Origin of the sequence: Thermophagus sp. OGC60D27 (assembly GCF_052400625.1) — a bacterium.
GTDB lineage: Bacteria > Bacteroidota > Bacteroidia > Bacteroidales > Marinilabiliaceae > Thermophagus.
In genome coordinates, this window is sequence record NZ_JBQTGH010000004.1 from 269,189 (window position 1) to 294,996 (window position 25,808).

Annotated in this window: 18 protein-coding genes; 5 read left to right on the forward strand and 13 right to left on the reverse strand. The window is 41.7% G+C overall.

Going from position 1 to position 25,808, the window contains the following annotated elements:
* Positions 1-3: 3 nt before the first annotated feature.
* Together ACT29H_RS07060 and ACT29H_RS07065 are read right to left on the reverse strand one after the other, a co-directional pair.
* Positions 4-1,119, reverse strand: a complete 1,116-nt coding sequence (locus ACT29H_RS07060) for a glycosyltransferase (protein WP_444820909.1) — start codon at positions 1,117-1,119, stop codon at positions 4-6.
* Positions 1,120-1,205: 86 nt separating this feature from the next.
* Positions 1,206-2,300, reverse strand: coding sequence for an SPOR domain-containing protein (locus ACT29H_RS07065; protein ID WP_444820910.1), 1,095 nt, complete (start codon positions 2,298-2,300; stop codon positions 1,206-1,208).
* 184 nt (positions 2,301-2,484) lie between these two features.
* Between ACT29H_RS07065 and ACT29H_RS07070 the strand changes: the two genes are divergently transcribed.
* Together ACT29H_RS07070 and ahcY are read left to right on the forward strand one after the other, a co-directional pair.
* Positions 2,485-3,432: a bifunctional riboflavin kinase/FAD synthetase gene (locus tag ACT29H_RS07070; RefSeq protein WP_444820911.1), complete on the forward strand. Its 948-nt coding sequence runs from the start codon at positions 2,485-2,487 to the stop codon at positions 3,430-3,432.
* Positions 3,433-3,588: 156 nt separating this feature from the next.
* A complete protein-coding gene (gene ahcY, locus ACT29H_RS07075) occupies positions 3,589-4,989 on the forward strand; it encodes an adenosylhomocysteinase (protein WP_444820912.1) in 1,401 nt (466 codons plus the stop codon).
* Positions 4,990-5,144: 155 nt separating this feature from the next.
* Here ahcY and ACT29H_RS07080 read toward each other — a convergent pair whose 3' ends face one another.
* The gene (locus ACT29H_RS07080; protein WP_444820913.1) at positions 5,145-5,648 is read right to left on the reverse strand and encodes a Rieske (2Fe-2S) protein; all 504 of its coding nucleotides are present in this window, start codon (positions 5,646-5,648) and stop codon (positions 5,145-5,147) included.
* 65 nt (positions 5,649-5,713) lie between these two features.
* Here ACT29H_RS07080 and ACT29H_RS07085 point away from each other — a divergent pair, with 65 nt between their 5' ends.
* The 3 genes from ACT29H_RS07085 (at position 5,714) to ACT29H_RS07095 (ending at position 7,313) form a co-directional block, all read left to right on the forward strand.
* A complete protein-coding gene (locus tag ACT29H_RS07085) occupies positions 5,714-6,190 on the forward strand; it encodes a hypothetical protein (protein WP_444820914.1) in 477 nt (158 codons plus the stop codon).
* A 149-nt stretch (positions 6,191-6,339) separates the two neighbouring features.
* Positions 6,340-6,813: a transcription elongation factor GreA gene (greA, locus tag ACT29H_RS07090; protein ID WP_444820915.1), complete on the forward strand. Its 474-nt coding sequence runs from the start codon at positions 6,340-6,342 to the stop codon at positions 6,811-6,813.
* Between the two features lie 107 nt (positions 6,814-6,920).
* Positions 6,921-7,313: an HIT family protein gene (locus ACT29H_RS07095; RefSeq protein ID WP_444820916.1), complete on the forward strand. Its 393-nt coding sequence runs from the start codon at positions 6,921-6,923 to the stop codon at positions 7,311-7,313.
* A gap of 238 nt (positions 7,314-7,551) precedes the next feature.
* Here ACT29H_RS07095 and ACT29H_RS07100 read toward each other — a convergent pair whose 3' ends face one another.
* From ACT29H_RS07100 to ACT29H_RS07145, 10 genes are all read right to left on the reverse strand, one after another.
* Positions 7,552-10,392, reverse strand: coding sequence for an FAD-binding and (Fe-S)-binding domain-containing protein (locus tag ACT29H_RS07100; protein ID WP_444820917.1), 2,841 nt, complete (start codon positions 10,390-10,392; stop codon positions 7,552-7,554).
* 236 nt (positions 10,393-10,628) lie between these two features.
* On the reverse strand, positions 10,629-12,314 hold the full coding sequence (locus tag ACT29H_RS07105) for a SusD/RagB family nutrient-binding outer membrane lipoprotein (RefSeq protein ID WP_444820918.1): 1,686 nt from the start codon (positions 12,312-12,314) through the stop codon (positions 10,629-10,631).
* Positions 12,315-12,334: 20 nt separating this feature from the next.
* The gene (locus ACT29H_RS07110; RefSeq protein WP_444820919.1) at positions 12,335-15,064 is read right to left on the reverse strand and encodes a SusC/RagA family TonB-linked outer membrane protein; all 2,730 of its coding nucleotides are present in this window, start codon (positions 15,062-15,064) and stop codon (positions 12,335-12,337) included.
* Positions 15,065-15,451, reverse strand: coding sequence for a carboxypeptidase-like regulatory domain-containing protein (locus ACT29H_RS07115; protein WP_444820920.1), 387 nt, complete (start codon positions 15,449-15,451; stop codon positions 15,065-15,067).
* Between the two features lie 307 nt (positions 15,452-15,758).
* Positions 15,759-15,911, reverse strand: a complete 153-nt coding sequence (locus ACT29H_RS07120) for a hypothetical protein (protein WP_444820921.1) — start codon at positions 15,909-15,911, stop codon at positions 15,759-15,761.
* Positions 15,912-16,419: 508 nt separating this feature from the next.
* Positions 16,420-16,695, reverse strand: coding sequence for a hypothetical protein (locus ACT29H_RS07125; protein WP_444820922.1), 276 nt, complete (start codon positions 16,693-16,695; stop codon positions 16,420-16,422).
* 606 nt (positions 16,696-17,301) lie between these two features.
* The gene (locus ACT29H_RS07130; protein ID WP_444820923.1) at positions 17,302-18,465 is read right to left on the reverse strand and encodes an exo-beta-N-acetylmuramidase NamZ family protein; all 1,164 of its coding nucleotides are present in this window, start codon (positions 18,463-18,465) and stop codon (positions 17,302-17,304) included.
* Between the two features lie 267 nt (positions 18,466-18,732).
* Positions 18,733-20,436: a RagB/SusD family nutrient uptake outer membrane protein gene (locus ACT29H_RS07135; RefSeq protein WP_444820924.1), complete on the reverse strand. Its 1,704-nt coding sequence runs from the start codon at positions 20,434-20,436 to the stop codon at positions 18,733-18,735.
* A 67-nt stretch (positions 20,437-20,503) separates the two neighbouring features.
* Positions 20,504-23,743: a SusC/RagA family TonB-linked outer membrane protein gene (locus ACT29H_RS07140; RefSeq protein ID WP_444820925.1), complete on the reverse strand. Its 3,240-nt coding sequence runs from the start codon at positions 23,741-23,743 to the stop codon at positions 20,504-20,506.
* A 192-nt stretch (positions 23,744-23,935) separates the two neighbouring features.
* Complete coding sequence (locus ACT29H_RS07145; RefSeq protein ID WP_444820926.1) at positions 23,936-25,801, reverse strand: outer membrane protein assembly factor BamB family protein; 1,866 nt, start codon at positions 25,799-25,801, stop codon at positions 23,936-23,938.
* Positions 25,802-25,808 lie beyond the last annotated feature (7 nt).

Consider the following 25,808-nt stretch of genomic DNA (forward strand, 5'->3'; position numbering starts at 1 on the left):
GCCTCATTTGCCCTTTCTTCTTTTCCACCTCTCTTTCACCAGCACTGCACCCAATGCTGCCAAAAGAATGTAGTAGGGATAAAGAATTGAAAATGACACAAACCGGAAAAACGGTAGCCGAACCGAAAAAAGTTGGCGCCCGGCCGACAACAAAATCCAATCGACCAACATCTTTAGCACCATAAATATCCCCCAGAAAAACAGCATCCTCAGATTCCCAAAAGCGGCAAGAGGCATCAGGGCGCCGATAAAGTTGGCCAGCAATACAACAACGACTGTTATCAAAGTAAAACGATCCTTGTATTGTTTGCTTTTACCTCCCCACCTCATCCTTTGCAACAGAAACCCTCGGGGCGATGTGGCCGGAAAGGTCTTAACCAAAACCTGAGGCGATTTCAGAAAAGAAATTTTGAAGTTATGCTCTTTAAAGGCATGCAATAAAAAAACATCATCACCCGACAAATAATCCATCCCTCTCATCGATTGAGACGCTTCCAGAAAGGATTTTTTCCGAAAAGCCAGGTTGGCACCACTACAGATAACGGGTCTTCCTATTCCCGCCGCCCCTGCCGTCACCATCTGCATTGCCAGATAATCAATTTGTTGGAATTTTCCCAGCGACCCAACCCCTTCCACAAACTCAACGGGCATCACAATCATGTCGGGTTTTTCGGCCTGGTAAAACCCTGCGATGGTGTGCAACCAATCGCTCCCAAGTTTACAGTCGGCGTCGGTGGTCACCATCAACTCACCGGCAGCCCGATGAATCCCATACCGAAGCGCTTCCTTTTTCCCCACACCATCCGACCGGTATAAGTGAAGCCACGGGTATTGCGGTCTCATCTTCTCTAATAGCCGGGGGCCTTCATCCGCCGACCCGTCATCTACCATGATCACCTCAAAGGGATGTGCCATGCGCTGGGTCGCCAGAGATGACATCAAAGGTTCAAAATTAACGGCTTCATCGCGATACGGAATAATTACCGATATAAAAACATTTCTTTTTTGCTGGCCATCTTCATGGTTCGGGGTCAACTGCTTCCATCCTTTGAAAAATAACAGAATAAGGAAACAATAGATGGACAGCACAACCCATATCACGACTAAAAGATATTCCATACCATAAAAATAAAAACGGGTGTCTAACTCATAGAATTAGAACCACCCGTAATGCATAAAATAGAATCAAGCATCTACTATAATTCCTATCTCCGTGTCAAAATCCAGTTCTCCAGTCTTTCTTTCTGGAGAAACATTTCCTGAGCCTGACGCGCTTCATTCAACGATTTGTAAGAAGCAGCACTTACCATAAATAGATTTTTTTGCTGAAATACGAACGCATCATTATACCCTTTCTGTTTAAGTTGCTGCACCAACTTATCGGCATTGGCCCTGCTCTGAAAACCGCCCACAATAATATGGTGTCGAGGCCCTTTAGCCACGGTCTGTTTCGCTTCCATTTCTTTCTTTTGTGCCTCAGCTTGCTTTTGCAACATCTCTTCTTCCTGAAGCTTTAGAGCAGCACTGTCCGTAACGGCATTGGTGGTCAAGGTATCTGCATCCTGCGTTGCAACCGGCACTTCACTTTTTTTAGGGGCCTCTTTATCCTTAACAAAAAGGAAGTAAAACAGCAGTAAGGCCAGCGGAATGAGAATAATCAAAAGGATTACCAACCAGTTTCTGCCGCCCCTGTCACTGTCCGATCGACGCTCAACAGGGGTATTTCCTTTTGAGCCTTGACTTTTAACAGGCTGAGGTTCGCGAATGGTTTTACTTTTGGTGGCTTCGCTTTTGACAGAACGTTCTTCCAGATTAAGCAAGCTCTTATCTTTATCGACAGAAGCTTTCACCTCTTCCTTCATGGGTATTGCGGTCTCTTCTTCAATCAAATTGGAGACTTCATCGTCACTATCCAGATCCAGCAAACCGGAATCCTCTGGTGATTTCTCATTTTCGGCCTGATCTTCAGAAATCAAATCCGTGATGGCAGGGTCTTGGGTAAATCTCAATATACCGTTTTGATCTTTAATAAAACTCCCGATCTTTTGAAGGGTATATTCCCCGTTTTCATCCAATTCCTGTTTTATTTTCCCAACAAATTCCGCGACGCGTTTGGAGGCTTCATCCGACTCAATTCCTTCCTTATCACTCAAATAGTTTATCACCAACCCGTCGTTGAACGTCAGAAAATTATTAAACAACACCGTAGCGCCGGCATCGCGAGAAATAATAAATGCCCCAAAATCAGGTAAAATCACACGATTATTTTCTCGTATCAATTCAAGTAAATATTGTTCCATACCAGACAAATGCTTTTAAAACAATCATTTTCAGAATATAAATATAAATAGTTTTATACAAAAACAAAATTTCTGCAAGTATCTCTTTCTCCAAATATTAAATATAGGAACAATCGGAGGCATTGTTGAGATGCCCCAAACATTTATACCTTTGCAAAAATCAGAAAAATCCGTTTCCGGCACAATGATAAAAATAAACTCAAACCTCAAACATTTTAACGCCCACCATCCGGTTGTGGCGATGGGTATGTTCGATGGGGTGCATCAGGGCCATTTGGCATTACTTGAACTTTTGAAACAAAAAGCTCGGCAAATGGATGGTGAATCCGTGGTTTTAACCTTCTGGCCTCATCCTCGAATTGTTCTTGCGCAAGATTCCGGTGAATTAAAGCTACTGACCACACTGGAAGAGAAAACCCGCTTTCTGGCTGAAGCAGGAATTGATCATATTGTGGTATTACCTTTCACCAAAGAGCTTGCTGCGCTCACCGCAGAAGCATTCATCAGCCAATACCTACTGGATAAAATAAGGATGAAACATCTGATTGTGGGATACAACCATCGCTTTGGACATGATGGAATTGACAAGAATCAACTTCAACCTCTATCGGAGCAATATCACTTCACCTACGATATTTTTGGCCCAACGATGGTTGAAGGCGTTAAGCCCAGCTCGACGGTTATTCGGAAGATGATTACTGACGGGGACGTGGGGGAAGCATCCATACTGCTCGGACGACATTACAGCCTGAAGGGCCGCATTGTTGGAGGACGTAAATTGGGACGTAAAATAGGATATCCCACAGCCAACGTGGAGATCGATGATCCGTTAAAGCTCGTTCCACACGACGGCGTCTATGCCTGTCGCGTTCATCTCCTCGGAAGAGACTATGGCGGCATGATCAACATTGGCGAAAGACCGACCATCGACGGAAGTTCAGGCCAACGATCGTTGGAAGTTCATATCTTTGATTTCAACAGCAATGTTTATTCCGAAGAAATTATTGTGGAATTTATAAAACGCACACGCCCAGAAATAAAATTTCCAAACTTAAACTCTTTGAAGGAAAGATTAAAAAAAGACGAAATTGAAGTTCGAAATATATTAAAAGAGACCGGAACACCGGGCTAAAACTTTGAAAGGGACCATCCGCCTGCCCGACGGAAAAGAAACATAACACCTCAACCCGGCAGAGAATGACCCGGCAAATAAGTTAAGGAAATTCTCTTAACAATTTCGTAGATTTGCACTACAATAATTATAGACAATCAATTGGAAATACTTAATATGGAATACAAAGTAAAAGACATTTCTCTGGCCGAATTTGGACGGAAAGAAATAGAAATTGCAGAAAAAGAGATGCCGGGATTAATGGCATTGAGAGAAAAATATGCCAATGAGGCTCCGCTCCGCGGTGCAAAAATAATGGGATCGTTACACATGACCGTGCAAACGGCCGTTCTCATTGAAACGCTCACTGCTCTGGGAGCAGATGTACGATGGGCCAGTTGTAATATTTATTCCACCCAGGATCATGCCGCCGCAGCCATTGCCAAAGCAGGCGTTCCTGTTTTTGCCTGGAAAGGTGAAACATTGGAAGAGTACTGGTGGTGCACCGAACGGGCTCTGGACTTTGGTCAAGGAAAAGGTCCCGACCTGATTGTCGACGATGGCGGAGATGCTACACTTATGATCCATAAAGGGGTTGAAATTGAAAAAACCCCCTCACTTCTTGATCTGGATTACAGTGAAGAGGGTGAAGATTTTCGGGAATTAATGGCTCTCCTAAAAAAAGCGTACAAAGAAAACAACCAACGTTGGCAAGCGGTAGCCAAAGACCTGAAAGGAGTGAGCGAAGAAACCACAACCGGTGTTCATCGACTCTATCAAATGATGGAGCGCAAAGAGCTTCTCTTTCCTGCCATCAATGTTAACGACTCCGTCACCAAATCGAAATTTGACAATCTCTATGGATGCCGCGAAAGCTTGGCCGACGGAATCAAACGCGCAACCGATGTAATGGTGGCGGGGAAAACCGTCCTTGTATGCGGATACGGCGATGTAGGGAAAGGATGCGCGCAAAGCATGAGAGGTTTTGGCGCCCGGGTGCTGGTAACCGAAATTGATCCGATTTGTGCATTGCAAGCGGCCATGGAAGGCTATGAAGTAACCACCATGGACACAGCCGTTAAGGAAGCCGACATTTTTGTTACAGCCACCGGAAACAGAGATGTGATAACCGTTGAACATATGGCACAAATGAAGGATATGGCCATTGTGTGCAACATAGGGCACTTCGACAATGAAATACAGGTTGAAAAGCTCACCAAATTTCCGGGCGTAAAGGAAACCAATATCAAGCCACAGGTTGATCAATTCACCTTTAGCGACGGACACAGCATTATTTTGTTGTCCAGAGGAAGACTCGTCAACCTGGGCAACGCAACGGGGCATCCCAGCTTTGTAATGAGTAACTCCTTTACCAATCAAACTCTGGCTCAGATAGAGTTATGGAAAAACAACTACGACATTGGCGTTTATACCCTTCCCAAAAGGCTGGATGAAGAGGTGGCTCGCCTCCATCTTGAAAAACTTGGCGTAAAGCTAACGACTCTAACCCCTGAGCAGGCCGATTATATCGGTGTAAGCCCCGAAGGTCCTTATAAATCTGATCACTACAGATACTAATATCCGACAATCTGTTTTCAAACACGAAAAGGGCTGTCCCAGACATCATGGACAGCCTCTTTTTTTGCTCTAAGCCGAATCATTATTGAGGATTAATTGCATCTCTTCCCAAAAAAGAAGGAGGTTTAATACGCACTTACCTACAACAGGAATCATTAATAAGATGAGGTAACCACCAAAATATTTTGCACCACGGTAGCAGAATACTTTTTCAACCCATGAGGCGCAGGTCCTTCTATCAATTCACCATTGGGCGATGCAAGTAAAAATCTGGAGCCGCAACATTCACAAACGGCAATTGCAGGATCTTCGGGATCCACTTCCACACTACAAGTTTCTTTCTTTTCATATGGACACATCAAATCAAACGCATTATATAGGTCGCCCTGCCTATATACGACAATCCCGTTGATGCCCAAATAGGTCCCATAATGGTCCCATCGTGCTGTAAAAACGATATTTTGCGAATAAAGAGGATCTGTCAAATCAAAATAACCGACAAATTGCCGATCGGGAAAACCATCGTTTTCTCCACAGCCTGAAGGCACAAGCGTGACAGTTGCAAATAAAAGAAAAATAAAAGATCTTTGCAGCATTGCGATAAGGATATGGTGAAGTTTCACCATCGAGAAAAGGTTTTTATTCAAAATTCGTTTCATTTTTTGGTTTTATCAAAAGTTGAGACTAAATTAGAGTTTTTAAATTAAACGATAGTTCTCTAATAATGGACGATTCTTTTGGAGAAATAATCTACATCATTGTGATGTTGGCAATATTTATTTTCTCGGCCTTCAAGAAAAAGAAGGCTACAGGAGATAATATTCCACAAAGTGAAGTGCCTCATCCCATGGATGAAGTCTTCTCTCCTTTTGATGAGTTATTGGAGACGGAAAATATTGATCCGCCCAGAGTGGAGCCACCAAAAGAGGAGGAAACAGTCCCCCCGGCACACGCCACAAGATCCAGTGTTAAGGATTATCCCTTTGTTAAAAAAGATTACGTTTTTACTTCCAACACATCACCGGAAGATCTCCGGCGTCAAAGGAAGAATAAAACATCATACCACCGACAAACCCATTTAAAATCGGAAGAAGACCTGCCCATTTCAGAAGGCGATCCAACAGCTTCGCATCCCTTCAGAAACTTTGACTTAAGAAAGGCGGTCGTCTACTCAGAAATTCTCAAAAGACCCGATTATTAAGAACTTCAGTTTGTCCGGACACACCTTTTTTTTATCCAAATAACATTTGCTAAATTTGCCGCAAAGGGTCCCGGACATTTATAATGTCTTGGGATTCTTTTCTTTTATATACTCTAAACTAAATTCATAATAAATAGGAGGAACAAAAAATGTCTAAGATCAATTACATTACCCAAAGCGGATTAAATAAATTGCGAGAAGAGCTGGTACAATTGGAGTCGGTTGAACGACCCAAAATATCCAGACAAATTGCAGAAGCTCGGGACAAAGGAGATCTTTCAGAAAATGCCGAGTACGATGCAGCTAAAGAAGCTCAGGGTTTGCTCGAAATGCGCATTGCCAAACTCAAAGAAACCATCGCAACCAGTAGAGTTATCGATGAATCTAAAATCGATACCACAAAGGTACAGATGATGAATAAAGTAAAAATCAAAAACCTGAAAAACAATGCAGTAATGACCTACACCCTGGTTTCCGATTCAGAGGCAGACCTCAAGGCAGGAAAAATTTCGGTTTCTACACCCATTGCCAAAGGATTGATGGGGAAAAAAGTAGGTGATAAGGTCGACATAAAAGTCCCTTCCGGGGTAGTCCCTTTTGAGATCATTGAAATCTCACTATAAGTGGGAATTGCTAAATTCAGCATTTCCACCTTTTGAAATGGTGATTCCGTCACCGCCAATTCGCTGATTATACGGGAAAGTGAACATAATCTTTAAAGCAATAAACCATGGCAACCATTTTTTCGAAAATTGTAAACGGTGAAATACCCTGTTACAAAATTGCAGAAGACGAACGCTACTTTGCCTTTCTGGATATTAACCCCTTGCAACAGGGACACACGCTGGTGATTCCAAAACAGGAAACAGATTATCTGTTCGACCTGGAAGATGACCATCTGGCCGATATGATGATCTTTGCAAAAAAAGTGGCCAAAGCCATTCAAAAGGCCATTTCTTGTAAACGTGTAGGGCTTGTCGTCTTGGGACTGGAAGTTCCGCATGCGCACATTCATCTGGTGCCCATCAATAATGAAAGCGACGTTGATTTTTCCAATCCAAGGGTGAAATTATCTGGAAAAGAGATGGAAGCCATTGCCGACAAAATAAGAAAAGCCTTTTAGATTTAAGGGTCCAACCTTAGATCTAAACAGCAAGTCCCCCGAGTATTCTTTTGCAATATTCAGGGGACTGCTGTTTTTTTTCGGGTTATAGTTGATTTCTCCATTCCAAGATTAAAGTCGATGTCATTCTCTTCTTTTTCAAACCTCCAATGCTCTTTTTTCTGTTAGAGCCTAAAACCACCGATTCTATCGCTCATACAAGTTAAAATCAGGTAGTCAGCCGATCTGCCACACGCCATCACCCCATTACCTTTGTCGCTTCATCCACCAAATAGACAATAGATTTATATGAGATCCCACTATGCAGGGAGAGACCGATCTCACAGGTACGACTGGTACTATACCCTTCATGCACATCTTTGGGAAGCTGTTTCTTCAGTGGTTTCAATGCCGCCGCATTCAGCTCCGGATGAGTAAATCCGCGGTCGCCGGCCCATCCACAACATCCCACCTCATCGGGTACCACCACTTCTGAAGCACACATTTGTGCCAGCTGTAATATTTTTGTTTCCAACCCCATTTTAGTGCTGCTGCAAGTGGTATGGATAGCCACTTTTTTAGGTAGCGGTTCAAATTGTAACCTTCCGGGAAAATACTTTAGGATAAACTCCACGGGCTCATATAAGTGGAGCTTTTCAGACAGCGTCTCTTTCATTCTTAACAGACAGGGGCTCATATCACAATAAACCGGATATTTCCCCTCCTGAGAAGCTGTCAGCAAAGCCACATTAAGCTCTTTGGCTTTAGCCAATCCCTGTGCTTTAAACCCTTTACTGTCAAAAGCCATCCCGCAGCAAAGATTCATTAATCCTTCAGGAAATATAACCCGGAACCCTGCTTTTTCAAGCAACTGTTTGGTTTTTTGAACCACTGACATCTCCTTCTTATAATCAGCCGATTTTCCCATTGTTCGGTTGATACATGTGGGAAAATAAACGACCGTATCTTTCATGGTGGAATGATCGTTAACCTGATAAACTTTTCCGGACGGCCCTCCATGAGGCATATAGGGATTCCACAAAGGCAGCCGTCGGCCGGTAACTTTAAACAACAACCCGGCAACCCCTTTCATCACTGGAGTACCTACCACCTTGTGGATAAGCCCGACAAAGCCCAACAAAAGACGCATCCATCGCGTCACCAACCCCATATGGTTGGAAATCCATGTAGCCAGCCGATTTCCAGCCGAAGAGTTGGTATCAAATCGAAGCTCCTTAATCAACTTTCCGGTATTGATATCCACCGGGCAGGCCAGTTCGCATAACCCGTCGGTGGCACACGTCGCGTCACCATTATATTTGTATCTTTTTTGAAGTTCTCTCAATCGTTGGCTGTCACCGTCTGCAAGAGCCAACCGATGCATTTCGCGGTACGCAACAATCCGCTGACGAGGTGTGAGCGTCAGTCCACGCGAAGGACAGTTCACCTCACAAAAGCCACACTCAATACATTTATCAATCAAATCATTAGCCACCGGCAACGGCTTAAGATTTTTCAGATGGATTTGCGAATCATCATTCAGAATAACACCGGGATTTAAGATTCCTAAAGGATCAAAGAGATCTTTAATTCGCTTCATCAGCTGATAAATATCTTCTCCCCACTCTTTCTGCACAAAAGGAGCCATATTACGTCCGGTCCCATGCTCAGCTTTCAGACTTCCGTCAAATCGGTCAATTACCAAATGTACCAGGTCGTCCATAAAACGGCGGTACTTATCCAAGCCCTTGGGGTCATTAAAATCGGGCATCATAACAAAATGGATATTCCCATCCAATAAATGACCCCAAATTACATAGCCCTCATAACTGTATTCCTCGAGCAGTTTTTTCATTTCAACCAAAGCATCGCCCAACACCTCGGCCCGAAAAGCAATATCTTCAATAATACATGCCGTACCCTTGGGACGGGAAGCGGCAGCAGAGGTAAACAAACCTTTTCTCACGCGCCACAACCGGTTATACTCCATGGTATCGGTGGTAAAGGAAACAGAATAGACCGTCTTAAATCCTTCCAAAGCCCTTTCAATGGCATTGATTTGATCGTTTAAACCATCAGGATCCCCGGCAGACGTTTCAATCAACAAAGCCACCACATCCTCTTTCAATTCTTTCAGCACAGAAGGCATCCCCGGTTTTTTTTCCACAGATCGTAATGCATTGCGATCCATCAATTCGGCAGCACTCACTTCGCACTTACGAAGAGGAAGAATCGCATCACAAGCGGATTGAATATCCTTAAAAAAGACCAATGCCGTGGCTTTCAACGGATAGTCCTTTACAGTCCGAAAGGTGACTTCCGAAATAAAGCCCAACGTTCCCTCCGAACCGACCATTAAATGCTGAAGGATATCTATGGGATCCTCAAAATCAACAAGTGCATTAACGCCATACCCGCAAGTATTTTTTAATTCATATTTATGTCGGATCTTGGCTTTAATGGCTTCGGAAGACTTGGCCAATTGCGACAGCTGAGACAACTGAGCCAACATGTCGGAATATTTAGCCCGGAACTTATCACAGGAAGCCCCATCCCGGGTATCTAGAATGGTTCCATCATACATTACAATACGCATTCCATCAATCGTATTATAACTATTATAACGGATGCCATAGCTGGATCCACTGGCATTATTGGAGACAATACCTCCAATCCGCGCCGAATTAATCGAGGCCGGACTGGGCCCCAACTTTCGTCCGAAGGGTGATAACCGCACATTGGCCATAGCACCGGTTATTCCACTTTGAAATGTGGCCAATTTTCCATCTTCCGATATTCGATATTCGGAAAAGCCTTCTCCGGTTTCTATCAATACAGAGTCGGAAATGGTCTGTCCACTTAGGCTTGTCCCTCCCGATTTAAAAGTGATAGGGACGCGATGACGAGAACATACTTGAAGCACTTCGGCCATTTCGTCCTCAGTTTCCACCCTTAATACCATTTGAGGAATCAACCTGTAAAATCCGGCATCAGTACCCTTGGCCAGGGTGTATAATGGATCTGTATATATGCGAGACTCCGGTATTAACTTATTTATTTCTTTCTTAAATTCTTTTGTGATACTATTTCTTGCATTCATCGTGATACACTGATTCTTAAATGACTCTTGAGAAAAAGTTTAACGGATCAAAGTTATAATACTTCTGACATACTACGCAGAAATTACGGCTAAAAATTCAACTTTCCCCCAACACCCCACAGCAGACGACCTTCATTAACCAATAAAAAAGAGCCACCCCTAAAAAGGTAGCTCTTTAAAATGATTGATCTTTGTTTTTCCAGGCAGGTAATACAAACCAAGGATTTCGGCTTTTCCTACTTTGCCCACCAAAGTTCGGTGTCCTGTTGGTCAGGTCCCTGCCTATCGATGGCGTCCTGAAGATTCTCGTTATTTCTGGAATAAGCATTGGAACCATACCTCATTCTTGTAGGATACTTCCCGGCAATATTTCCGTAGCCAAAAATTTCTGGGTCGTCAACACCGTCGGCCAAATCAGCCGGGAATCCGAGATCACGAACGACCGCCCAGGCTTGAAAACCTTCGGTATAATAGGCCAACCATCTTTGAATGGCAATCTTTTCCAGATCATTGCCACCGTCCAGATTGGCCATGGGAGAATTCATCAAATAGTCATCGATTTCCGAGGGTTCCACATCCCACAACAACATGGCATAACGAATTCCCTGGCGATAAAGCGCATTGGCATCACCTGAACCCACTCCCCTCACGATGGCTTCAGCCTGCAAAAAGTAAGATTCAGCGGTGGTCAAGACAATTTCAGGGGCAATAGGCTCATCTTCCCCTTTGGCTTGAATAATATACTGAGAGGGAGTGCTAAACAAGCTAAATCGAGCATAATTTTTCATTTCCTGCCTTAACCGGACTGGTTGTCCCACATAATAAGTATTTTCAGCCATATTAATAGTCGATACACCATCCTCCCCAACAACTTCCTCATAAACAGCGCCGGCCCTGTCGAGCGCATCCAATATAAAATTCTTTCGTTTTTGATACATTGCTTCATCATCACTTTCCGGCCACGGAATTTCAATACCTTCACCGCCAACAGCCGGTTGTGCATATTTGGTTAAACGGGGATCACCATTGTCTTTCAAATGATTTATCAGATCCTGACTCACCGTCCAGCTTCCACCGCCAATAAAGTTATACCAGACATCACCATAACAGGCACTATTCCACTGGCTAATTTCATTATCTTTTGGCAACAAAGCATTATCCTCTTCGGATGAAAGCAGTGGCGCAGCCAAAGCCTCTGAAACAGCAGTTTCGGCAAAGTCTGCATCCGATGCCCCCAAAGCCCTTAACCCAGCCCTTAATTTTAACGTATTAGCCAGTTTTTTCCATTTCTGAAGGTCTCCTCCATAAAAGAGATCATTCTCCCCCAGGTCTTCTTCACCATCACCCGTTCTTTCGGCATCACCTATCAACGTCATGGCCTGTGTAAGATCCTCAATAATGCCTTCATAAATATCACGCTGAGCATCAAATTTAGGTAGCAAAACATCAAGATTTCCGGCCTCTGAATAGGGCACATCCCCAAACACGTCCGTAAAATACTGATAATAGATGCTTTTAATAATCAAGGCCGTAGCATATGCCAAGGAGTTTTCTTTGTCGCCTCCCGGTCCGGTAAGCTGAAGGTAGGTAACAATATTTCCGGTATAACCCTCCAACCAATCCCATGCAGCATCGGTATATCCCCCATTAAAGGAATATCCCAATTCATCGGACCACCACGACACAGAATGTCCAAAACAAAAATGACCTGCATAACGGTCGGCATGAATAAGATGTGCCCGCCAATAGGGATAACGGTCAGGCGCCATCAATTTAACCTGACTCTTGGTAATAAAATACCTGGCCGATATATCACCGGCATTTATGGCCGAAGGGTTCTGATTAATATCACTGAAATCGTCGGTGCAATTAACAAACATCAATGCAACTATTATGACGACAAATGCTTTATATAGTTTCATAATACGTTCAATTTTAATGATTAAAACTTAACATTTACATTGAAGCCGATGCTACGACTTGAGGGAAGCGGGTTAAACAACATTCCCTGGGAAAAGGTACTGGTACTATAGCTCAATTCGGGATCAAAGTTGTCCATCTCCTTATAGATGAAAAATAGATTTCTTCCAACAACTCCCACTGAGGCAGATTTAATGAATCCATCACCCAATAAACGAGAGGGTATATTCCAAACAAAAGAGGCCTCTCGCATACGAATGTTCGTCTGATCATAAACATACTCAGAACCTATTCCTGAAACACTTCCCCAATACTGTTGCGCTGTAATTTGAGAAATATTGGGCACATAACTTATATTACCATTCCCGTCATCCACTTCTTTAACCCCATTAACCACAATGCCTTCTTCACGGTATTTCAAACTGCGTGTACTTACACCCGTATTATCCAAATTGGCATCTGTTCCGGAATAAACTTCACCACCAATACGTGCATCAATCAAGAAGTGAAGAGAGAAATTCCCATAAGTGATTTCATTGGTTAATCCTCCTGTCCAATCGGGCTGATAATTTCCCAAATGAATTTTTTCTGAACTGGCGACCGGACGTCCAATTTCATCGACAATCATTTCGCCATCAGGCGACCTCTTAAAGGTGGTTCCGTAAATGTCTCCAAACCCACCACCAACAGTAGCTTGAACAATAATATTCCCACTGTTGGTAACACCAAACTCATAGGTATCGGTCCCAGGGATAAGCTTATTCAGTTCATTTTTATTGGTAGAAAAATTCAAGGAGGTTTCCCAGGTCAGTTTTCCTCTTTGAACCGGCGTTCCTCCAATCATCATTTCAAATCCTTTGTTTTGAATCTCGCCCACATTGCTAACTCGGTACGCATAACCGGTAGATGCAGAAATCGGCACTTCAAAAATCAGATCAGAAGATTTAATATTATAAAAACTAAAATCGGTATAAAGCCGGTTGTTGAAGAACCTAAATTCACCCCCCACTTCAACAGAAGTGACTTCTTCGGGCAATAGATCCGAATTATTTTTTGTTAAACTTCTACTCATGGTGGTTCGCCCCAGATAAGAATCGGAAGCATCATCAATGGAATAGATATCCTCAAGCATGTATGGACTGGTATCATTTCCTACCTGGGCCCAGCTCACCCTTAACTTGGAAAATGTCATTACACTGCCCGACAAATCCATCATTTCATTCAGAAGCACCGATCCACTTAATGACGGATAGGAATAGGAGCGGTTGCCTTCAGGGAGTGTAGACGACCAGTCATTCCGCAAAGAAGCATCTATATATAGCCAGTCATTATATCCCAGACTGGCGGTTCCGTACAATGAGTTGATCTTCTTTTTGCTCAGTGGAGAATAACCGTAAAACACATTACTGGCAATACTAACCGGAGGGCCGTTTGGAACTCTAAAACTGTCGCCATTAATTCTCATACTCCTACTGTCAGAGTACATATGATTGCCTCCCAAAGTAGCACTCAGGTTCAATGAAGAGGATAGATTCTTGTTAAATAAAAACAAAAAATCTGCATTGGTTTCAGAATCCTGATATTGGTTATAAGCAAACCGACCGGTATTATAGAACCAATGGCCATAAGCTTCCACGTTTTCAATATTCTGCTTTATAAAATCCGTTCCGACACGAACATGAGCACTCAGCCAGTCGGTAAATTGGTATTGAACTTTAAAAAAACCTTGAAATCTGTTACGCCAATCCTCTCTTCGGTCATTATACATCATCCAATAGGGGTTTGCCCCAAGCGAGGAATGGGATACCGCTTCGAACGTCTCCGGGTTTTGATAATTTTTATAGTCATTGATATTTGCATTTCTGGGGATAGCATAAACATATGCCATAACCCCTTCTGTGCCCAGTTTGGGACGATTTTCCCCATGCTGATAGAAATAGGTGGCTTTTGCATCAAGAGTCAACTTATTAGCGATCTTAGTAAAACCACGCAGAGAAAAATTATGTCTGTCTATACCAGAATTGGGCAAAATTGAACTGGAATGGGTGTTGGTATAGGAAAACCTAACATTTCTGTTCTCATCGCCTCCATCAATCGCCACATTCGTGATAAGCGTTTTTCCGGTTTCAAAAAAATCTTTCACATTATTTGGCTGGGCTGTATAAGGCCTAACCTCTCCTGTCCAATAGAGCTTATCAGAGCCATCCAGACGGTCCCCCCAGCTACCACCAGCTTCTTTGAGATCATCAATATTTTGCGGCACATAGCCCTGTGTTCCCTGTCCATATTGATTTTGATAGTCCGGCAAAATCATAGGATTTTCAAACGTGATACTGGAAGAAACAGAGACTCCTAGCCCATCTGAATCTCCCCCTCGTTTAGTGGTAATGAGCACCACGCCATTGGCTGCCCGACTTCCGTATAGAGCTGCAGCATTTGGTCCTTTCAAGACCGAGATGGAAGCTATGTCATCCGGATTGATATCCGAAATACCGGTCCCGTAATCTGTTTTGGAATAAGATCCCCCATCATTCTCATTGGCCGACCCATAACCGGAATTATCGATAGGAACACCATCAACGACATATAAAGGTTGATTATCCTGCGATAAGGAATTATTACCCCGGATAACCACTCTTGAACCACCCCCGGGGCCAAAAGCCCCCTGGGTTATGGTAACCCCGGCGACCCTACCTGCCAGAGAATTCATCACATTGGTTTCTTTTACCCTGGAAACTTCCTCACTTTCCACCTAACTAACAGTATACCCCAAGGATTTCTTTTGTCTGGAGATGCCAAGCGCAGTAACAACAACTTCATCCACATCAAATACAGCAGCCCTCAGAGCAACATTATAGGTTCCGGCTGCTTCGACAACGATTTCCTCCGGAATGAAACCCACAAAAGAAAACACAATGGTACTACCTCTGTCCACCCTAATGCGGTATATTCCTTCGGAATCGGTAATTGACCCATTCATTGTATTTTTTTGTACTACCGAAACACCTGGAATGGGCTCGCCGTTATGAGCATCTGTCACCGCACCCGTAACTTCAATTTGCTGGGCAGCAACAGTGCCTGCTAACAACATAAAAACGAAAATCCCCAATCCCATTTTAAAAAAACTTTCCTTTTTCATAGAATTGATTTTAGATGTTTGAAAAATTGACGCTGTTTAATCCTATTCTCATTATTTCCCCGATTGCTAATCTCAAGCAAATTAATCTTTTTAAACCGCTTTTTCAACCTTTAACGTTTTTTTACTTTGTCCCACAGCAATCTGAACTGAAATCTTTTAAAACCAATGTTCCCTAAGCATTAACAACTTTTGATCATCCCATCATACATATGGCAAAAATAAGAGTATAACGCCGGAGGGCCCTGTGAAAATATGGTTCTCGTTTTTTTTAATAAAATCAAGAAAAGAGAGTCTTTGAAACATGTTTTTATCCGGTTTTCTGTCGGCCTGATAATTTATCACCGATGGATGCTTTTTGGCGAAAACCGGCTTGCTTAAGCAATCGCTGTATTTTCTTGTTTTGTCTGTCTTCCCATTCATGATCGGTAAGCAATGCCAGATATTCATCGGGGGGTAACATTCGTCAACTGATTGTTTTTCATTTGCTGCAGGTGCCAATCGGCCATTGCGTTAATCTGCATTTTCCTGAGTTTTTACGATTGTCTGATTTTTTTTTGGGGGGTTAGACCCTTCGGTGATTACTATCACATGGTGTCTATCATTATAATCACATGGTTCTGGTGATTACTATCACATGGTGTCTATCATTATAATCACATGGTCCTGGTGATTACTATCACATGGTGTCCATCATTATAATCACATGGTCCTGGTGATTACTATCACATGGTGTCCATCATTATAATCACATGGTCCTGATGATTACTATCACATGGTGTCCATCATTATAATCACTTGGTCCTGATGATTACTATCACATGGTGTCCATCATTATAATCATATGGTCCTGTTGATTACCATCACATGGTGTCGACCATTGTAATCACAATTGAAACAACTTCATGCGGCTTGCTTGCCGGTGTTGCACCAAAAGATCATTATAGGGGATCAAAAGCCTTTCTATTTCACTATTGAGAGCTTCCAAAGAGAAGAATCTCATCTGTCGTAAGGGATAAAATTAGCTTATCATACCGGGCATTTATGATGGTGGTATGGATTGGAAAAAGCTTGAGTAATTCACTATTATCCAATGAAACCAGTTCTTCTTTGCGGTATTTACATGAATTAAAAAGTGTCGGTAGCTGTTTATGGTATTCCGGTGAATGCCTAACATTTCCCCTATTTGCCGATTGCTTATGCCATCTAAATGCAATGTCAATATCTGTTTTTTCCTGATCTCTCAAACTGGCACAAGTCGAACCGAAATCTTAAAATCAAACTCCGATTTTTGTGGCACATTTTGAACCGAAATGACTGGCACAAAAACTCCGAAATCGGTGGCACATTTTGAACCATTTTAGCCACTCATCAATCATTAAAACGTCACAACCACTGGAACGAATAAATATTGAAAAATGCCATTTAGGGAAACATCAAGAAGGCTTAGAAATTATATTCAAGAATGAGGAGGATTGGGAGAAAAAGGGAAGTAGATGAATCGACGTTGAATGAAGTAGCAAAATGACGGCTGCATTTTGCTTAGCCGCAAAATATTTCGATATTTTAATTTTAGATTTAACTCAGGGGCATCTATTTGTTGACAACTATACAGTGTTCTGGCCTATCAATGATTTCTTTATCCAAAAAGAAATGAAATCATCCTTAACAACCATATGATATTACTTATTAAATTCAGATGATATCACCAACAACAAGCATCTATGGGCGTCAGCGATAACCAATTCCATGATGAACAACCATCTGACCTAAAAAAATGGCCGATGACTTCGACCATTTAGCTGATTTTTCGAAACAATTAAAGACAAGTATATGGCAATGCCATCTTCGCTTCACTCCTTATAAAGTAAGTATTTTTTTCTTCTGGCTTTAAATTTTTCCACATCATCGGCCCACCTATTTTTAATTTCATCGGCCGATTTCCCCTGGATAATCATTTTCCGGACATAATCCACCCCTATTAGTTTCTCGAAAAAAGGCCGAAAAAAATGATCTCCCAAATTCAGATTTTGATAGGCCTCAATAAGATATGAAAGATCAATTCCCTTCTTCAGAATTTCTTCATCTGACAATCCCGAGAGATCAACACCAAAACACTCCTTATTTAATTGAGGTGGATTTTTAGCTCCCGGCATACTTTTAGGCGTAAAACTAAAGTCATATCCTTTCATATTGGGATGTCCGTATACCTGAAAAGGTTTCGAAGTACCTCGACCTAAACTGACAGGGGTAGCTTCAAAATAGCAGAGAGAAGGATATAAATAAATTGATTTCATATTCGGCAGATTAGGCGAAGGAGCAATCGGCACTTTGTAAAGGGTTTGGTGGGTGTAATTTTCACAGGTAACAACCTCCAGAGGACACGTTCGTCCTTCCGGTAGCCAACCTTCTCCGTTCACCATTAAGGCAAGTTCTCCCAGGGTCATCCCGTGCACCACCGGTATTGGCAACCAGCCCACCCCCGACTTATGCTCCATATCCAGAATAGGGCCATCTACATAATGACCGTTAGGGTTTGGCCGATCAAGTATGATCATTTCCTTATTGTTAAGGGCACAAACATCCATTAATTTCACCATGGTAATATAATAGGTGTAAAACCTCGTACCCACATCTTGAATGTCGACCACCAAGACATCAAATTTTTCCAGTATATCCTGTCCTACCAATCCCTTCCCTCCTTGATATAATGAAAAAATAGGAAGCCCGGTTTTCTCATCCACCGAGTTGGAAACATGTTCGCCGGCATCGGCCGTTCCCCGAAAACCATGCTCCGGAGCAAAAATTCCTATCACATCAAACCCATTGCGTAGCAATAAATCGACCAGATGCTCGTCGCCAACCATCCCCGTGTGATTGGAAAAGATGGCGATACGTTGGTTCTTTAATAAAGGAAAATATTGCTCTGTAAGATAAGCTGCAGGAAGTACGTTTTGGGAATGTGTTGAAAATCCACAAAAGAAAAGAATCAATATAAAATATTTAACAGGACTCATTATAAGAATGATTTAATTAAATGTCTAACGACCAAATTATCTTTTATCCGTATACCGTTTTCTTAAATTATTGGCCTGATGGAACTCGCATACCCAACTTTTATTCAAACTACTTTGTGATCATCTTAATTAATCATGCTCATTTCGTTTTCTTCTGACGAATTGTCATCTCATTTTGGCAAATAAGTTATAACAAGTATACCCAATTATTCCAAAAAAGGCCACCCTAAAGTGGCCTTTTAACAAAAATTTCAGACAAAAAGGAAACTATTCAACTTCATCCCATCCTGAGTTCTGCTCCAAAGTATATCCATTATCCTCGTAAAGAGTAATTTGATCAAGAGCCAAAGGATCTAAGTAAACCCGAGGATCGGTGAAGGGTCTTTGAGTTTCTTCTGCCACCGCAGGAATTATATATCCTTCATCATCTCCTTCTAAAGTAACATTTTTCATACCGGGGAAGTCTTCGACACGAATGTAAGCTCCACGATTAATATCAGTATTTTCCTTAGTGTCTGTATATTCGAGCTTTTTCCATCTCTTTAGATCGCTAAGTCGTTGCCCTTCAAATACCAGCTCTATTCTTCTCTCTCTTCTTATTTCCCAAAGCATTGCAGGCACTTCGGGATCTCTTTCGGGATCATCATATACAACATCGTTAACAGCCGGTTGTCCACCAATAATTTGTAAATCCGGTAAACCATTTTCGTAACGTCCTCTCAGCAGATTGATCGACCGATCAAGATCTTCCTGAGTAAGCGTACCAAGTTCGGCGCAGGCCTCTGCATAGTTAAGCAAAACTTCACCATATCTAATTACCGGAGCATCAGTAGGATTATACGCATTGGTAGCAATTGGATCATCCTTAATATCATAATTTAAAAATTTATCGCAAGCATATCCTGTAGTAGAATAATTGGAAACAACTCCATTAATTCTAAGGGTATCTTCGACAAAGGTATCATACATTCTGGGATCACGATTGGCCATAACATTTTGAATGCCTTTGTCACCTTTATAAACTGAAGATAAAGAAACAGGCAACCCATCGGAACAAAGATAAGATTCAATTAAGTCTTTTGAAGCACCCGTTTGAGCTTCTTGATTTACATATGAAAGAAGACTATGGGTTAAAACACCCTCAACGTAGCTTCTATATAAGATCATTTCAGGGTTACCTGCCAAATCCAAACTACTAAACATTGCATGATAATCAGGAGCAACCTGGTAGTTGAATTTGGTCATAACTTCATTAGCAGCCCATTTAGCCGCTTCCAGTAATTTCTGAACATTGGCATCCGGGACTTCATGATATTTCTGAAACGTTCCTTCCCAAAGCATTACTCGTGACATAAAAGCCAAAACCACTGCCCGGTTTACTACCAAACCAGGTTCTCCGTCTTCATCTCTTACATTCTCAGCAGCAAACTGAAAATCTTCCAAAACCTTTTCCATGACATAAGTTCTGGAATCTCTGGGTTTATAGAGATAATCTTTATCTTCGGGTTCAGGAACACGATCAAACCAAGGCACATCACCAAATTTTTGAACCAAACGGGCATATTCAAGGCCTCTAAAAAAACGTGCAACCCCCATCCAATGGTTCATGGCTTCTTCATCCAATGGAACTTGTTGAATTCTGTCTAAAAACAAGTTTGCTTTACGGACATAAGTAAAACTCCAGCCGCCACCAGAAGTAGGAACATTCTTGGTCCATTGAGGAGGATTAGAAGGAGCAAAATCATCATTGAGACTTTGACCTGAAAAGTAGCTCCCCCAAGTCCATCCGCTACCATATCCGGTAAAGAAATGTTCATAAAAACCTAGCGAGAATGTTCTCACATTGGCCTCACTGGTCCAATAGTTCCCATCGGTCATATCATCAATGGGCTGCTTATCCAGAAAATCATCATCGCAACTCCAAAGATTCAACAGAGTTACACATATAAATAATATTTTAAAATATTTCATATCTCCAATATTTTTAAAGAAATTAAACCTCCGAAGACTAGACATCTTAAAGATTCCCTTTGCATAATTATAAAGTCAATTGAAGCCCAAAAGAAACAGTTCTTCTGAAAGGATAAGAACGTCCAAAGGCGAAGTCATAAGCACCATCGCGGTTTCCGGTTTCAGGATCAATAGGAATATTCATGTTATCAAACTCAAATAAATTTTCACCACTGAAATAGAGTCTCAAACGATCGATGCCTACACGAGAAACTAAGGATTGAGGAAGCGTATACCCTACAGTAAGGTTTTTACACCTTAAGTAAGACATATCTAACAAATATTTCGTTTGACGCAAGAAGTTTCTGGCGTTATTGGTCCAATCATGGCTGGTAGGACGGGGATAAAAAGCATCGGGATTTTCCGGTGTCCAATAATCTTCCTGGTGCTCATACCATCCTTCACCGTATCGATATCCGGGGATAAAGACTGGTCCTGTAGCCCAATAATCTCTTTTGCCAACACCCTGGAAGAAGATACTGAAATCAACACCTTTCCAGTCAGCACCAATCCTAAAGCTGTACTGATACCGTGGCAATGAATTTCCAATAACTTTTAAATCTCCATGGTCGTCAATGCTATTTGAACCATAATCGATTTTTCCATCACCATTAAGATCTTTATATTTTATATCTCCAGGTCCATAAAAGAACCATCCACTTTCGAAAATCGATTGTGACGGAATACCATCCTTAAGCACATATTTCCCCTCATCAAGGACAAAATCTCCATTACTATCTTTCACGAAATCGTCTTCTGTAAAGAATCGATCGGTTTCATACCCCCATATTTCGCCAATTTTTTTCCCTTCGTAATAACCGTAAATATTTTTACTATTTCCAGCAAACTTTGTCAACTCTTCCTTAAAGTCAAACAAGGAGGCAGTAGCATTAATATTAAGACCATTGGCAAATTGGTGGTTCCAGTCAACAGAAATTTCCCATCCTGTGGTCTGTACCTCCCCAAAATTTTGTTGAGGCGCGCTGGCGCCAAAAGTATTAGGTAAGGTTTCGCCACTAGTAACCATATCACTGGTAGTCCGGCGATACCAGTCAAATGTTAAGCCCAAAGCGTTATCCAGGAATCGAGCATCGAAACCAATGTCTAATGTAGTTACAGTTTCCCATGTCAAAGATTCCGGTACAACACGTGGACTCCAAATAGTAAGTTGATTAACTCCGTTAATTAACCAATTGGAATTACCGGAGGCCATAGTTGCAACATAAGTATTGGATCCTACATCATGATTACCAATGGATCCCCATGAACCTCTAAGCTTAAAGGATGAAACATAGGGTTTTACAAAATCCATAAAAGGCTCTTCAGTAATACGATATCCAACCGAGAAAGAAGGGAAAAAGCCCCATTGGTCGTTAGACGGGAAATTGGAAGAACCATCATATCGGCCATTTAATTCAAACAAATAACGATTTTTGTATGAATAGTTAATCCGGCCAAAGAAACCTAAAGTAGACCAATGACTTCGAGCCCCATCCACATACTGGTCGCCTGTTGCAAGACCGAGTTCTGCTTTGTCTTTGTCAATAAGTTCTCTTCTTTCCGAATTATGACGCCAGTACTCAAAAGATTCTACATCAGTACCAGCCATCAATTTCAGGGCATGATCTCCAAAAGCATGATCATAAGTAGTATAAGCTTTAAAAGTACTGGTTTCATCCCAGGCAGAAATATATTTAACACCGTTATAAGACGAGCTAGTATAAACCATATAATTATTTATACCGGTATTCCCCCAAAAATTATAACCTTCAGCCCATCCACCAGGCTCATAAATATGATTATTATTCTCGGAATAAGTATAATCGGCATCCAATGTAAGATCTTTTGCTAAATTCAAAGTAGTACCTATAGAAACCCTTTGAAATGTTTCCTTGTCTTCAATCATGTTAGCTTGAGAAACATCGGTAATAGAACTCCGGAATGGTTTTCCTTCATAAGTTCCATAAGGATAATATTTGGGCCAACGAAGCAGATAATACCAGGGATCAGCCTTAGTCCCGCTATAGGAAAAAGGAGTCTGAGTATTAGATTTAGACATCATTCCTTTAACTCTAAATTTTGCCCAATTGGTAACCTGTGTTTGCACATTAATGGTGGCATTATACCGATTATATTCATCCGGTTTAACTTTTAGTGCACCCCGTTGATTAAGATATCCAAAAGAAAGGTTATAAGTGGTTTTTTCGCTTCCGCCACTTATAGTCAAATTATGATTTTGTTGGGGCGACCAATCACGAAGATAAAGTTCACGAACATCCCAAGGCCGGTAATAAAACCAACTTCCATCACGGTACTCAAAATCTCTTCCAAGTACCATTTCACTACCCAAATCTTGTCCACCGTAAAGTTCCCGCCATTCTTTCATCTTTTGAATAGCAGTTTCGTCGACGTACATTCCCAAACCACCAATAACATTGGTATTGGGCTTAATACGTTTATAAGCGGCGAAAGCCATTTCTGCGCCTTCAACAGTACCTGCTATTTCCGGAATCTTGGTAGGGGTATTCCAGGAAAAGTTATTGGAATAGGTAACATTGGTTTTATCACTTTTATCTCCGGTTTTTGTTTCAATGAGAATGACCCCCCAAGCACCTCGAGAACCATAAATAGAAGCTGAGGCTGCATCTTTAAGTACAGAAATAGATTTAATATCATCGGGATTGATCATCATTAAATTGGGCACTTCAACATTATCCACAAGAATCAAAGGTTGAGCTTCGGTGTTCAGCGACCCATTAATACCCCGTAGGCTAATTTCAGGGTTTTGCCCCAAATCACCAGTAGAACTTGTAATCGTCAGACCAGGTGTAACCCCTTGAAGACCTCTGGCAACATCAGTGATTGGACGAGCTTCAAGAGTTTCTTCTACGTCAATACTTGAAACCGATCCGGTAAGATTTTCTTTTCGCATTTTACCATAACCAACCACCACTACGTCTCCAAGAAGGAGGTCCGAAGATTGAAGATAAATGGTCAGAAATTGACCTGGTTCAACATCAACAACCTGATTTTCATATCCAATAAAAGAAAAGCGAAGTTGTGCCGGCTGTGTCGAAACGTTCAACTCAAAATTACCGTCGGGATCAGTAATGGTACCATTCTCGGTACCCACTAAAATAATATTAACTCCGGGTATTGGTTCTTCTGTCTCTTTGTCCAGAACCTTACCCGTCACATTCTGCCCCGATGCAAAAACAGAAAGAAAGCAGAACAGAACTAAAATAAACGAGATTCTTCCATTCATCATAGTAATTAATTTTACTGATTTAAAAATTAAATTAACGCTCTATATTCCATTCGATTAAAGTTTGCTCTTTTTTAGTCTTACTAAATCATCAATAATTCAAATTCTTAATTGTAAAAATCATCTTAATCGAGCTCGTTTTAGTCATTACATTATGGCTTCCACAGTTTTCTGGTGAACACGTTGTACATATAATCAATAAGTCCGACCCATCGGATATCGAATATTAATGACAACACCCTCCATCAATGTTAGCCATAGACCGTCCTTTTCATCCGGGACTAATTTGTTAATTGAAGAATTTCCAACCTTATATTGCCACAATATTTGGTCACCCCGAGAAGAAACAACCGTAACTAATCCGTTTTTGGTAGCACCGGCGACCCACCTTTCTCCGGCCGTAATAGGGCAAGGATTATGATCATATCCGATACCGGCATCAATGGCCCAAATGGTTTTGGGCAGTACCGTATGCGATGACATTGCAATAATTGAGTCATTCATTAGTTTGGCGTAAACCTGATTTCCATCGGGACTCATCCCCATTGATTCACGCACCTTATGTTTATTGGTCCTCCAAATTTCTTTTCCGGTCTTAAGATCTAGAGCTGTCATAAACCGGTCCGGTGCAACGATAAATACTTTTCCATTCGCAATTACCGGCTTGATATTGCCTGGGGAATACAACTTAACGGTAGTCCCATTATTCCATTTCCACCGTAACAATCCTGTCTCTTTGTCGAGGCAGTAAAGATGGCGATCCCAGGCACCAAAAATGACCTCATCTTTTCCTATTGCCGGTTTCCCTTGCACCAATCCTGATATTCCAGTGAATTTCCACAAAACCTGACCACTAGTTATATCAATCTTCAAAAAACCGACGTCTCCACCTCCAATGTACAAAGCGTTATTTTCTGCAATACCCTCAGCAAGAACCGCCGCATCAACATTAATTTTCCATTTTTCAACTCCGTCTGCTGCATCCAACCCGATAATATCACCGGAAACATTTCCAAATGCTACAATGCCCTTATTAAAAACAGGTGTTGAAAAAAGAGAACCTTCGTATCGATGCTGCCAAATAACCTTCTTCTCAGGGATACTAATACCTTTTATATATCCCAGTGAATTCCCATAGACTAACAAAGTGTCTCCTACCAAGCATGGGCCAGTGAAGATTGAAGCAGTATCCTTCCATTCAAAAGTGATGTTAACATCAGTGTATTTTGAATTAATAGAGAAATCAGGGGGCGTAGAAACTTCCAGATTGTATATGGTATCGGGAGATAGTAGGCTAAAAGCAAAAAAACGCTCAGTTTTAATGCCTTCGGGCTCTTTATTAGAAACAATTACACTATCATTTCTAAGTTCCAAAAGTGTATAGCCCGAAGAGTTAAACTGAGGAGAAGATAGCGATCGCCCCATTATCCCGGGAATTCCGTCGAAGTTCAAAAGCTTAAGGCGATGACCATGGCCGCACAGATCAAGCTTACAATTGTTTTCTTTCAAAATATTAACAACATCGACCCAGTTATCCAGTCCATCTGCCAACGGATAGTGGGCCAAGGAAATTAATGTTCTTCCCTGATTCTCCGGGGCTGACAATACTCTCCTCAGCCAATTCAAATCTTCCTGCTTCACATGTCCATCTCCCATCTTCATATATGGCCCGGTATTAAACCCCACAAACAGATAATCAGCTGTTTTAAAAACAAATCTGTCGTTACCCCAGAGTTGATTAAATAATAGGCCGGCAGATTCGGACCAATTAGTTTCATGATTGCCGGGGATAACAAAATAGGGAACCTTCAAACGATCCAGAATAAGCTTGACAGTCTTCAGTTCTTCATTGGAGCCTGTATTGGTTAAATCACCGGTAACAAATACAACGTCAGGCTTTAACTTATTAATGTCATCCACAATGACCTTAAGATTCTCTTCCGCCTCCGAACCAGGCGAAACATGAATATCTGTCAAATGGGCGATGGTAAAAGTCTCTGATCCGAACTTACATCCAGAGAAGGCTATGGCGAAAAGAAAGACAATAATTAGTTTTTTCATTTAACTT